Origin of the sequence: Falsiroseomonas ponticola, from assembly GCF_016805305.1 — a bacterium.
GTDB classification, from domain to species: Bacteria; Pseudomonadota; Alphaproteobacteria; order Acetobacterales; family Acetobacteraceae; genus Falsiroseomonas; species Falsiroseomonas ponticola.
The window spans coordinates 1,066,767-1,078,639 of record NZ_JAERQN010000001.1 but is presented as its reverse complement, the minus strand read 5'-3'; the positions used below and the strand labels follow the sequence as shown (position 1 = coordinate 1,078,639).

Below are 11,873 nucleotides of genomic sequence, written 5' to 3'. Positions count from 1 at the left end.
GATCAGCGCAGGGCATCGAGGGCGAGGTTGAGGCGGAGCACATCGACCCGCCTTTCGCCCAGCAGGCCGAATTCGGGCCCGCTGCTGTGGCGCGCGACCAGCGCCGCCACGCGGGCTTCCGGCAGGCCGCGCGCCTGCGCCACGCGGCGCAGCTGGCGCGCCGCATTCTCCGGGCTGATATGGGGGTCGAGGCCGGAGCCCGAGGCGGTGACGGCATCCGCCGGCACCGGCCCCCCGCCAAGCGCCGCGATGCGCGCCGCCACCGTGTCCCGCAGCGCGGCGGAGGTCGGGCCGAGCTGGGAGGCGGCGGAGGCGGCGGCGTTGTAGGGCGCGGCACGCATGCTTCCCTCCTTCTCCGGATCGGGCTCCGTGGTGGCGGAGGGGCGCGGGTGGAAGTAGCGCGCGCTGGTGAAGTCCTGGCCGATCAGCGCGGAGCCGACGACCTTGCCATCCCGCACCAGCAGGCTGCCGCCGGCCTGATGGGGCAGGACCACGCCCGCCACCCCGGTGAAGGCCAGCGGCACGGCCAGGCCAAGCAGCAGCGTGGACAGCACGACCATCGTGATGGCCGGGCGGAGAATGGCGTTCATGGTCAGGCAAGCCCCAGCAGGGTGAGGATGACGTCGATGATCTTGATGCCGAGGAAGGGCGCGAGGATGCCGCCCAGCCCGTAGGCCAGCAGGTTCCGCCGCAACAGCGCCGCCGCCCCCATGGGCACGTAGCGCACGCCGCGCAGCGCCAGCGGCACCAGCGCCACGATGATCAGCGCGTTGAAGATCACCGCGGACAGGATCGCGCTTTCCGGCGAGGCCAGCGCCATCACGTTCAGCGCGCCGAGTTCCGGGTAGCTGGCCACGAAGATCGCCGGCAGAACCGCGAAGTACTTCGCCACGTCGTTGGCGATGGAGAAGGTAGTCAGCGCGCCGCGGGTGATCAGCAACTGCTTGCCGATCTCCACCACCTCGATCAGCTTGGTCGGATCGCTGTCGAGGTCCACCATGTTCCCGGCCTCCCGCGCCGCCTGGGTGCCGGTCTGCATGGCGAGGCCGACATCGGCCTGGGCCAGGGCCGGCGCATCGTTGGTGCCATCCCCGGCCATGGCGACGAGGCGCCCTTCCGCCTGCGCCCGCCGGATGTAGGCGAACTTGTCCTCCGGCGTCGCCTCCGCGATGAAGTCATCGACCCCGGCCTCCGCGGCGATGGCGGCGGCGGTCAGGCGGTTGTCGCCGGTGACCATGACGGTGCGGATGCCCATGCGGCGCAGCGCGTCGAAGCGGTCGCGCATGCCGGTCTTCACGATGTCCTTCAGCTCGATCGCGCCGAGCAGCCTGCCGTTCCGCGCGACCGCCAGCGGCGTGCCGCCGGCGCGCGCGATGCGGTCCACCGCCAGGCGCAGCGCGGCCGGTGCCTCCCCGCCCAGGGCGCGCAGCAGCGCATCCACCGCGCCCTTGCGATAGGCGCCGCCGGGCAGGTCGAGGCCCGAGAGGCGCGTCTGCGCGGTGAAGGGGATAATGCGCGCGCCGTCGGGGAGCGCGGGCGCGGCGATGCCGTAGCGGTCCCGCGCGAAGGCGAGGATGGAGCGGCCCTCCGGCGTCTCGTCCGCCAGGCTCGACAGGACAGCGGCTTCCGCCACCTCCCGCTCCGTCACGCCGGGGACGGGGATGAAGCCGGCGGCCTGGCGGTTGCCGAGGGTGATCGTGCCGGTCTTGTCCAGCAGCAGCACATCGACATCGCCGGCGGCCTCCACCGCGCGGCCGCTGGTCGCCAGCACGTTGAAGCGCACCAGGCGGTCCATGCCGGCGATGCCGATGGCCGACAGCAGGCCGCCGATCGTCGTCGGGATCAGCGTGACGAGCAGCGCCGCCAGCACGGCGACGGAGGGCGGCCGGCCGTTCCAGGCGGCGAAGCCCACCAGCGTCGCGACGGCGACGAGGAAGATGATCGTCATGCCCGCCAGCAGGATGTCGAGCGCGATCTCGTTCGGCGTCTTCTGCCGGTTGGCACCCTCCACCAGGCCGATCATGCGGTCGAGGAAGGTGGACCCCGGCGCCGCCGTGATGCGCACCACGATCCAGTCGGAGACGACGAGCGTGCCGCCGGTGACGGCGCTGCGGTCGCCGCCGCTCTCGCGGATCACGGGCGCGCTCTCACCGGTGACGGCGGCCTCGTTCACCGAGGCGATGCCCTCCACCACCTCGCCATCGGAGGGGATGAGGTCGCCGGCCTCCACCAGCACGGTGTCGCCGGGGTGGAGGTCCGTCGCGGCGCGGGGCTGCCACAGCGCGCGGTCATCGGCGCGCAGCAGCCGCTTCGCCGGCGTGTCGCTGCGCGTCCGCCGCAGGCTGTCGGCCTGGGCACGGCCCCTCCCCTCCGCCACCGCTTCCGCGAAGGTGGCGAAGAGGACGGTGAGCCAGAGCCAGAGCGCGATGCCGCCCTGGAAGCCGGAGGGTTCGCCCAGCAGCGCCGCGCGGGCGGCGAGCAGCGTGACGAGGATGGCGACGATCTCCGTCACGAAGATCACGGGGTTGCGGACGAGCCGCCGCGGATCGAGCTTGCGCAGCGCGTCCAGCGTCGCGCGGAGCAGGAGGGCGCGGTCAAGCATCGCCGCGCGGCGGATGTTGGTTGCCATGGTTGCGTGGCCTTCAGAAGGTCTTGCCGGCGAACAGGAGAAAATGCTCGGCGATGGGGCCGAGGGCGAGGGCGGGCATGAATTGCAGCCCGCCCAGGATCAGGATCACGCCGGCCAGCAGCCCGGCGAAGAGCGGCCCATGGGTCGGGAAGGTGCCGGCGGAGGCGGCAAGCTTCGGCTTCGCCGCGATGGAGCCCGCGATCGCCATCACCGGCACGACATAGGCGAAGCGGCCGAGCGCCATGGCGATGCCGAGCGTCACGTTCATCCAGGGCGTATCGGCCGAAAGCCCGCCGAAGGCGGAGCCGTTGTTGCCGGTGGCGGAGCTGTAGGCGAAGAGCATCTCCGTCAGGCCATGCGGCCCCGGGTCCTGGACCGACGCCGCCGCCACCGGCAGCACCAGCGCGACCGCGGTGAAGCCGAGGATGACGACGGGCAGCACCAGCACCGCCAGCATGGCCAGCTTCACCTCCCGCGCCTGCACCTTCTTGCCGAGGTATTCGGGCGTGCGCCCCACCATCAGCCCGGCCACGAAGACCGCGAGCAGCACGAAGACGAGCATGCCGTAGAGGCCCGATCCGGCGCCGCCCGGCAGCACCTCCCCCAGCTGGATCAGGAACAGGGGCACGAGGCCGCCGAGCGGGGTGAAGCTGTCGAACATCGCGTTCACGGCGCCGTTGGAAGCGCCCGTCGTCGTCGCCGTGAACAGCGCGACCAGCGCCTGGCCGAAGCGCAGTTCCTTGCCCTCCATGTTGCCCTGCGCGGGATCGATGCCGAGGGCGAGGTGCAGCGGGTTGCCCGCGGCTTCCGCCGCATAGACCGCGGCGGTGCCGGCGACGACGAAGCCCAGCATCACCGCCGCCAGCGCCCAGCCCTGCCGGCGGTCGCCGACGATGTGGCCGAAGGCCAGCGCCATCGCGAAGGGGATCACCTGGTGCGACCAGATCTGCAGCGCCGTGGCCAGCGCCGAGGGGCCCTCGAAGGGATGGGCGGAATTGGCGCCGTAGAAGCCGCCGCCATTGGTGCCCAGGTGCTTGATGGCGACCTGGAAGGCGACGGGGCCGAGCGGGATGGCCTGGGTGCCGCCTTCCAGCGTCGTCGCCTCGACATGGGGCGAGAGCGTCTGCGGAATGCCCGTGGCGACGAAGGCAAGGCCCACCAGGATGGCCAGCGGCAGCAGCACGTAGAGCGTGACGCGCAGGAGGTCGGCCCAGAAATTCCCGAGCTGCTGCAGCCCGCCGGCGGCGAAGGCGCGGCACAGCGCCAGCGCCAGCGCCATGCCCGTCGCGGCCGAGAGGAAGTTCTGCACCGCAAGCCCGGCCATCTGGCTGAGGTTGCTCATCGTCGCCTCCCCGGCATAGGCCTGCCAGTTCGTGTTGGTGACGAAGCTGATCGCGGTGTTGAAGGCGAGCCAGGGCGGGATGCCGCCGAAGCCCTGCGGGTTGAAGGGCAGCACGCCCTGCAGCCGCAGCAGCGCGTAGAGCAGCACGAAGCCCGCCGCATTCGCCGCCAGCATGGCCAGCGTGTAGCCGCGCCAGCCCATGCCGCGCGACGGGTCGGTGCCCGCGGCCGCGTGGAAGGCACGCTCGACGGGCGCCAGGAAGGTGACGCGCCCGGCCGCGACGGCGGCGATGTAGCGCGCAAGCGGGATGGCCGCCGCCAGGATGGCCAGGAGGACGAGCGCGATCTGCGCCCAGCCGAGGAGGGTCATGGGATCACAGGTCCTCGGGGCGCAGCAGCGCCCATAGCAGGTAGAGGAGGAGGCAGGCGGCCACGACGCAGCCCAGGACGAGTTCGGCCATGGCGGTCAGATCCGGCCGCAGCCGATCGCGTAGGCGGCCATCAGGCCGAACAGGCCGGCGCCCAGCGCCAGCAGCAGAAGGTCGGGCATCGCGGGTTCCCCTCGGACATGCCGCCCATGCCTAGGCCCGGCCCGCGTAAAGGCTCCATGCGGGATCGGGGGCCGCCGCATAAAGAACGCGCAAAGATGCGGGCGGCGCGGCGCCCGGCCTGCTATCGCCACGGCATGACCGAGGAGCCCGCCCGCCCCGATCCCGATGCCCTGCTCGCCCTCGCGCGGCGGGAGGGGCGCGGGCGGCTCAAGGTGTTCCTCGGCGCCGCGCCGGGCGTCGGCAAGACGATGGAGATGCTGGCGGAGGCGCGGCGGCTCAGGGCCGGCGGCACCGATGTCCTGGCCGGGATCGTGGAGACGCATGGCCGGGCGGAGACCCAGGCGGCGACCGACGGCCTGCCCCTGCTGCCCCGCGCGCGCATCCCCTATCGCGGCCAGGTGCTGGAGGAGTTCGACCTGGACGCCGCGCTGGCCCGCCGCCCGCGGATCCTGCTGCTGGATGAGCTGGCGCACAGCAACGCGCCCGGCAGCCGGCATCCGAAGCGCTGGCAGGATGTGGAGGAGCTGCGCGAGGCCGGCATCGAGGTCTGGACCACGATGAACGTCCAGCACCTGGAAAGCCTGTCGGAGGCGGTGGCGCGGATCACCGGCGTGCGGGTGGCGGAGACGGTGCCCGACCGCGTGCTGGCCGAAGCCGATGCGGTGGAGCTGGTGGACATCCCGCCGGCCGAGTTGATCGAGCGGATGCGCCAGGGTCGCATCTACCGGCCGGACCAGGCCGGCCGCGCGCTGCGCGGCTTCTTCCGCGAGGGCAACCTGGCGGCGCTGCGGGAGATGGCGCTGCGCCGCGTGGCGGACCGCGTCGATGCCGACGTCACCGGCTACATGCGCGCCAATGCCATCGCCGGCCCCTGGCCTTCGGGCGACCGCGTCATGGCGCTGGTCGGCGCCGATGCGGCGGCGGAGACGGTGGTGCGGCACGCCCGGCGCATCGCGGATGCGCTGAAGGCGCCGCTGGTGGCGCTGCATGTGGAACAGCCGAGCGCCGCGCCGGGCCCCGATCCCGGCCCGGCGCTGAAGCTGGCCGGGCAGCTCGGCGCGCTGACGGAGACGGTCGTCGCCGCGGACCTGCCCGCCGCCATCATGCGGGAGGCACGGGCGCGGAATGCGACGCATCTCGTCATGGGGCGCGGCCGGCCGGCCTGGTGGCGGCGGCTGGCGGGCCGCGGCCTGCCGGCGGCCCTGCTGCGGCAGGCCACGGATTTCACGCTGCACCTGGTGCCCGACCCGGCCGCAGTGCCGCGGCCCCTGCGGCCGGAGCGCCCGGTGCCGCCGGCCTGGCTCGGCTGGGGGATGACGGGGGGCCTCGTCGCGCTGGCCACCCTGGTCGGCCTCGGCCTGGACGGCATCGTGCCGGACGGGGCGATGGGCATGATCTACCTGCTGCCGATCGTGGCGGCGGCGGTGGGGTTCGGGCCGCTGCAGGGGGGCATCGCCGCGCTGCTGTCCTTCCTGGCCTGGAACTTCCTGTTCCTGCCGCCGCGCTACACGCTGGCGATCGCCGGGCCGCAGGATGTCGTCGGCGTGGTCGTCTTCGCGCTGGTGGCGCTGCTGCTGGCGGGCTCGACGGGGGGGCTCGGCTGGTCGGTCCGCAGCGCGCGGGCGCGGGTGCTGGGGCTGCGCCGCCTGGTCGAGTTCAGCCGGCGGCTGGGCGCGCCCGGGGACAAGGGGGACCTGATGCAGGCGATCGCGGAGGAGGCGTCGCGCATCGCCGGCGGGCCTTCCTGCGTGCTGCTGCTGCTGCCGCCCCTGCCGGGGGAGGCCGCGCCCGAGCCGGTGCTGCGCGCCTGCATGCCGCTCGACGCCGAACCGGACGAGGCCAGCATGGCGGCGGCGCGATGGGCCGCGGCGAATGGCCGGCCGGCCGGGCGCGGCACCGATACCCTGCCCGCCGCGGCCTGGCAGTTCCGGCCCATGCGCACCGCCCGCGGCCTGGCGGGCCTGGTGGGGCTGCGCCCGCCGCCAGGGGGCGCGCCGCCCGGGGGCGAGGACGACAAGGCCCTGCAGGCGCTGCTGGACCAGGCGGCCGTGGCACTGGAACGCGCCGAGCTGATGGAGGAGCGCGCCCATGTCGAGGCGCGGTCGGAGACGGAGGCGCTGCGCACCGCGCTGCTGACCTCGCTCGGCCATGACCTGCGGACGCCGCTGACCTCCATCCGGGGCGCGATCTCGACCCTCCGCACCGCCGGGAGCGCGCTGCCGGAAGCGACGCGCGCGGACCTGCTGGCGGCGGCGGAGGAGGAGACGGAGCGGCTGTCGCGATGGATCGCCAACATCCTGGACCTGGTGCGGATCGAGAACCGCCAGATCGAACCGCGGCGCGAGGAGGTGGACCTGGCGGAGGCGGTGGAGACGGCGGCCGGGCGCGCCGGCCGGGCGCATGGGCGGGCCATCCTGCTGGACCCGCTACCGCCGGGCGCGCGCCCGGCCGGCCCGCGGCTGGATCCCGCGCTGCTGGACCAGGTGCTGGCGAACCTGCTCGACAACGCCTTGAAGTTCTCGGCGCCCGGCGGGCAGGTTCGCGCGGGCGCGAGGCGGGAGGGGCCGGAGGTCGTGATCATCGTGGAGGATGACGGGCCGGGCATTCCGCCGGAGGAGCTGCCGCGCATCTTCGATCCCTTCTTCCGCGCCACCCGCAGCGACCGCATCGCGGCGGGCACGGGCCTCGGCCTCGCGATCTGTCGCGGGCTGGTGCAGGCGATGGGCGGGCGCATCGCGGCCGAGAGCCCGATCCTGGCCACGGGACGCGGCACGCGCGTGACCCTGCGGTTCCCCGCCACATGAACGACGGCGGCGCGCCCCGCATCCTCGTCATCGATGACGAGCCGCAGATCCACCGCTTCCTGGGCCCGGCGCTGGAGGCCGCGGGCTATGCGCCCCGGCGCGCGATGACCATGGCGGAGGGGCTGCGCCTGGCGGCCGAGCAGGCGCCGGCGCTGGTGCTGCTCGACCTCGGCCTGCCCGATGGCGACGGCAAGATCGCCATCCCGCGCCTGCGCGGCTTCACCGATGCGCCGGTGATCGTGCTCTCCGCCCGGGATGCGGAGGCGGAGAAGGTGGCCGCGCTGGATGCCGGGGCGGATGACTACATCGAGAAGCCCTTCGCGCTCGGCGAATTGCTGGCGCGGATGCGCGCCGCGCTGCGGCGGGCGGGGGCCGCGGCGCGGCAGCCGCAGGCCAGCATCCTGCGCAGCGGGCCGCTGGAGGTGGATTTCGGCCGGCGGCTGGCGCGGGTGGAGGGCGGCGAGCCGCTGAAGCTGACGCCGCGGGAATGGGACCTGCTGGCCGCGCTGGTCCGCGGCGGGGAAGGCCGCGTGGTGACGCAGCGGCAATTGCTGATGGCGGTCTGGGGGCCGGCGCATGTCGAGGATGCGCAGTATCTGCGCGTCTATGTCGGCCATCTGCGCCAGAAGCTCGGCCCAGCCGCGGGGCTGATCCGGACCGAGCCCGGCGTCGGATACCGGTTCGGCGGGGAGTAGCGACGCCACCGGCGGGAAGCGCGCCGCCACGCGCATGGCCGTGCCGCTCAGCGCGTCAGCGCGATCCCCGCTCGTGCCGCCGAGTCCCGCCAGAAGCGGTCATCGGCGGCGATCACCTGGCGGAACGCCTCCGGCGGGCGGCGGTCGGGCTGGATGGCCATCGGCGTGAGCCGCTGCTGGATCTCCGGCAGCCCGCCGGCCTCGGCGACAAGGGCGGCGATGCGGTCCACGATCTCGGGCGGCGTCCCGGCCGGCGCGAAAAGGCCGATCCAGGATACGCGGTCCATGTCGGCGATGCCGAGTTCGGCCAGGGTCGGCACGGCGGGAAGGCCCGGCAGCCGCGCCGGCGCCGCGACGGCCAGGGCACGGACGCGCCCGCCATCCAGGGCCGGCACCGCCGGGCCCATATCCGTGAAGGCGAAGGTGACCTCATTCGCCGCGGCCGATGTCACGGCTTCCGAGTTGCTGCGGAAGGCGAGGTATTCCGCCGTGGTGCCGCGCTGGCGTGCCATCATCTCCGCCATCAGGCGGAAGGCGATGGCGCCGGTGCCGAAGGTCCCGCGGCCGGGATTGGCGCCCAGCCAGGCGAAGAGGTCGGCCATGCCGCGGTGCGGGCTGTTCGCGCCGACCACGATCACGGCCGGGAAGGTGCCGAGCATCGCGACGGGGACGAAATCCCGCGTCAGGTCATAGGGCGGCCGCTCCGCGCCGGGGTCGGAGAGGATCGGGCCGCTCGGATGCACCATCCAGGTATAGCCATCGGGGCGGGACCGCATGACGACATCGGCGCCGATGGAGCCGAAGCCGCCGGGCCGGTTCTCCACCACCACGGGCTGGCCCAGCTGCTGCGACAGGCGCTGGCCGTAGAGGCGGGCGAGGATGTCGTTGCCGCCACCCGCGGCGAAGGGCACGACGAAGCGCAGCGGCCGGTCGGGAAAGCCGCGTGGCGCGGCCGCGGGCGCCTGCGCCGAGGCCGCGCCGGGGGACGCCGTGGCGCCGAGGCCGAGCGCGCCGAGGACAGCCCCGCGCCTGGAAATCCGGTTCATGTTCCCTCCGAGGTGTTCTTGCCGGCCCGTCCGCCTGGCGCGGCGGGCGAACCCGCCCTTGCCCGCAGGCTGCGGCGGCCGCGCCGCCCTGGGTAATGCCGGTTTGCGATAGGGCTATGCGGGCGCGTGGCAGGCGCGCCGGCCGCCGGCCTGATACCGCTATCCCAAACCGGCATTACCACGCCGCCGGGCGCTGCCGCACCTTCGCCGCCAGGCGGGGGAAGCGGCATGACGGCAGGGCAGGCGGCGACGGAGACCGAGGTGCTGATCGCGGGGGGCGGGCCGGTCGGCATGGCGCTGGCCTGCGAGCTCGGGCGGCGCGGGATCGACTGCCTGCTGGTTGACGACAAGCCCGGCTTCCATGACCGGCCCCGCGCGGCCGTGGTCGGTCCCCGCACGGTCGAGTTCTTCCGCCGCTGGGGCATCGCGGACCAGGTGCTGGCGGCCGGGCTGCCCTTCGACTTCCCGATCGACGTGGTCTTCACGAACCGGCTGACGCAGCGCGAACTCGGACGGCTGAGCTACCCGAGCCAGGGCGCGGTGCAGGCGCGCAGCGCGGCAACGCTGGCCGCCTATCCGCCGCTCGCCTGGTCTCCCTATACCAAGACGATCATCGGCCAGCAGGCGCTGGAGCCCGTGATCCATGCCTGCCTCGCGCGATACCCCTCGGTGGCGGAGCGGCGCGGGACGAAGCTCCTCGGCTTCGCGGCCGACGAGGAGGGGGTAACGGCCACGATCCAGGGCGCGGATGGTGAGGCGACGGTGCGGGCGCGCTACCTGGCCGCCTGCGATGGCGGACGCAGCGAGGTGCGGCGCCTGCTCGGCACCCGCATGTCCGGCAGCGGCGATGTCGGCCAGTCCGTCAACATCTTCTTCCGCGCGCCCGGGCTGATACCCGCGCTGGGCAAGGCGCCGGGCTTCCTGCTCTGGAGCTTCGCGCCGGGTGCGACCGGGTCCTTCCTCGCCATCGATGGGCGGGAACTCTGGGTCTTCCAGCGCTACCTCGTCGCCGGGGAGAGCTTCCAGGATTTCGACCCGGTCGCCGCGCTGCGCGGCGCGATCGGCCTGGATGTGGGCGCGGTGGTGATCGACCACTGGCACTGGGTGCCCAAGCAGCTGGTGGCCGACAGCTTCCAGTCGGGCCGCGTCTTCCTTGCCGGCGATGCCGCGCATCTGATGCCGCCGAGCGGCGGCTTCGGGCTCAATACCGGCGTCGGCGATGCGGTGAACCTGGCCTGGAAGCTGGCCGCGGTGCTGCGGGGCTGGGGCGGGCCCGGGCTGCTGGAGAGCTACACCGCCGAACGCCGGCCGGTGGCGATCCGCAACAGCGAGGAATCCGCCGAGAACCGCGTCATCATGCACAGGACGATGCACGCCGCCGCCCATATCGAGGATCCCGGCGAGGCAGGGGCGCAATCCCTGGCGCGGTTCGCGGAGCTGCTGCCGCTGCATGACAAGCATTTCGACGGCGTCGGCGTGTATCTCGGCGATGACTACGGAACCTCGGCGATCGTCGTTCCCGACGGCACGCCGGAGCCGCCGCGCAGCGCGCTGCGCTACCACGCCCTGGCGCGGCCAGGCGCGCGCCTGCCGCACCGCTGGCTGGCGGATGGGGTGTCGATCCTCGACCGGCTCGGGCTGGACTTCACCCTGCTGACCGCGGAACCGGAGGACGCGGCACCGCTGGCCGCCGCCATGGCCGCCATCGGCGCGGAGACCCTTCTGCTGCCGCTGGATGCCGCCGGGATGCGCGACTACGAGGCGCGCCACCTGCTGGTCAGGCCGGATGGGCACGTCGCCTGGCGCGGCGACGGCTTCGCCGACCCGGCCGCCATCGCCTCGGTGGTGACGGGGCACCAGCCGCCGTAGCGAGGGCCCTGACGCGCGCTACACATCCGCGTCCCGGTAGCGGCGCGTGAGTGCCGCGAGGAAGGCGGCCGACATGCGCGAATGCCGGCCGATGCGCAGCATGCCGATGGGCTGCCGGGCGATGTCGAGATCATGCGCCAGCCGGACCAGGCGCCCGGCCGCGACCTCCCCCGCCACGTGATGCAGCTGGAACACGGAGATCAGGTCCGATTCCATCACCAGCGCGCGGCGGAGCGGCGTGAGGTCGGTCTCGATGGCGACGTCGGGGCCCTTGACGCCGCCGGTCTCGAACAGCCGGTACACGGCACCGCCCAGGGCATCCTCGCGCGGGCCCAGCGCCCAGCGCTGCCCGCCCAGCTCGGCGAGTGTCATGCTGGATTGCCGCGCGAGCGGATGACCGGGGCGGGCGAAGATCGCGACCTCGTCGAGCGCAAGCCGGTCCTGCACGAAGTCGCTCGCCTCATGCCCCTCGAGCAGATGCCCCAGCACGACCTCCACCTGCCCGGCGCGCAGCAGGTCCATCATCTCCGCCGCCGTGCCAAAGGTGAGGCGGATGTGGCGGTCCGGCACGGCGCCGACCGTCTCCACCAGGGCGCGGCAGAAGGGCAGCAGCGGATGGACCATGACCACGCCGACATGCAGCGCCGTATCGGCCTCGCTGTGGTAGGAACGGATGTCCTGCTCCGCCGCGCGGATCTCATGCTGGATGGCCGCGGCCCGGTCGGCGAGCATGCGCCCGAAATCGGTCAGCTCCACGCCGCGCGAACTGCGCGTCAGCAGCGTCGCGCCGAGCCGGCTTTCCAGCTGCTGCAGCGTGCGCGTCAGCGCGGGCTGCGAGAGGTTCAGCGCGACGGCGGCGCGGTTGATGCTGCCGTGCTGCGCGACGGCGAGGAAGGTCAGCAGGCCGTTGATGGTGCTCGGATGCACCGGGGCACTCC

The 11,873-nt window shown here is 73.6% G+C and carries 9 protein-coding genes; 3 read left to right on the top strand and 6 right to left on the bottom strand.

What is annotated here, in order from left to right:
• Positions 1–2 precede the first annotated feature (2 nt).
• Genes kdpC through kdpF form a run of 4 tightly spaced genes read right to left on the bottom strand, consistent with a single transcriptional unit; the run spans position 3 to position 4,431 of the window.
• Positions 3–590, bottom strand: coding sequence for a potassium-transporting ATPase subunit KdpC (kdpC, locus tag JJI54_RS05220; protein ID WP_203071580.1), 588 nt, complete (start codon positions 588–590; stop codon positions 3–5).
• Between the two features lie 2 nt (positions 591–592).
• Positions 593–2,629 (bottom strand): potassium-transporting ATPase subunit KdpB, encoded by a 2,037-nt coding sequence (gene kdpB / locus JJI54_RS05215; protein ID WP_226381376.1) that lies wholly within the window; start codon positions 2,627–2,629, stop codon positions 593–595.
• A 13-nt stretch (positions 2,630–2,642) separates the two neighbouring features.
• Positions 2,643–4,340: a potassium-transporting ATPase subunit KdpA gene (gene kdpA, locus JJI54_RS05210; protein ID WP_203071578.1), complete on the bottom strand. Its 1,698-nt coding sequence runs from the start codon at positions 4,338–4,340 to the stop codon at positions 2,643–2,645.
• A 4-nt stretch (positions 4,341–4,344) separates the two neighbouring features.
• Positions 4,345–4,431: a K(+)-transporting ATPase subunit F gene (gene kdpF, locus JJI54_RS33105; protein WP_203072329.1), complete on the bottom strand. Its 87-nt coding sequence runs from the start codon at positions 4,429–4,431 to the stop codon at positions 4,345–4,347.
• A 224-nt stretch (positions 4,432–4,655) separates the two neighbouring features.
• Between kdpF and JJI54_RS05200 the strand changes: the two genes are divergently transcribed.
• Together JJI54_RS05200 and JJI54_RS05195 are read left to right on the top strand one after the other, a co-directional pair.
• Positions 4,656–7,325 (top strand): sensor histidine kinase, encoded by a 2,670-nt coding sequence (locus JJI54_RS05200; RefSeq protein WP_203071576.1) that lies wholly within the window; start codon positions 4,656–4,658, stop codon positions 7,323–7,325.
• Complete coding sequence (locus JJI54_RS05195) at positions 7,322–8,020, top strand: response regulator (protein WP_203071574.1); 699 nt, start codon at positions 7,322–7,324, stop codon at positions 8,018–8,020. Before JJI54_RS05200 ends, JJI54_RS05195 begins: the two co-directional genes overlap by 4 nt.
• Positions 8,021–8,067: 47 nt before the next feature.
• Here the strand turns inward: JJI54_RS05195 and JJI54_RS05190 are convergent, their stop codons facing one another.
• Positions 8,068–9,066, bottom strand: a complete 999-nt coding sequence (locus tag JJI54_RS05190) for a tripartite tricarboxylate transporter substrate binding protein (protein WP_203071572.1) — start codon at positions 9,064–9,066, stop codon at positions 8,068–8,070.
• 228 nt (positions 9,067–9,294) lie between these two features.
• Between JJI54_RS05190 and JJI54_RS05185 the strand changes: the two genes are divergently transcribed.
• Complete coding sequence (locus JJI54_RS05185) at positions 9,295–10,935, top strand: FAD-dependent monooxygenase (RefSeq protein WP_203071570.1); 1,641 nt, start codon at positions 9,295–9,297, stop codon at positions 10,933–10,935.
• Positions 10,936–10,953: 18 nt separating this feature from the next.
• Here JJI54_RS05185 and JJI54_RS31870 read toward each other — a convergent pair whose 3' ends face one another.
• Positions 10,954–11,862: a LysR family transcriptional regulator gene (locus tag JJI54_RS31870; RefSeq protein WP_318987446.1), complete on the bottom strand. Its 909-nt coding sequence runs from the start codon at positions 11,860–11,862 to the stop codon at positions 10,954–10,956.
• Between the last annotated feature and the right edge of the window lie 11 nt (positions 11,863–11,873).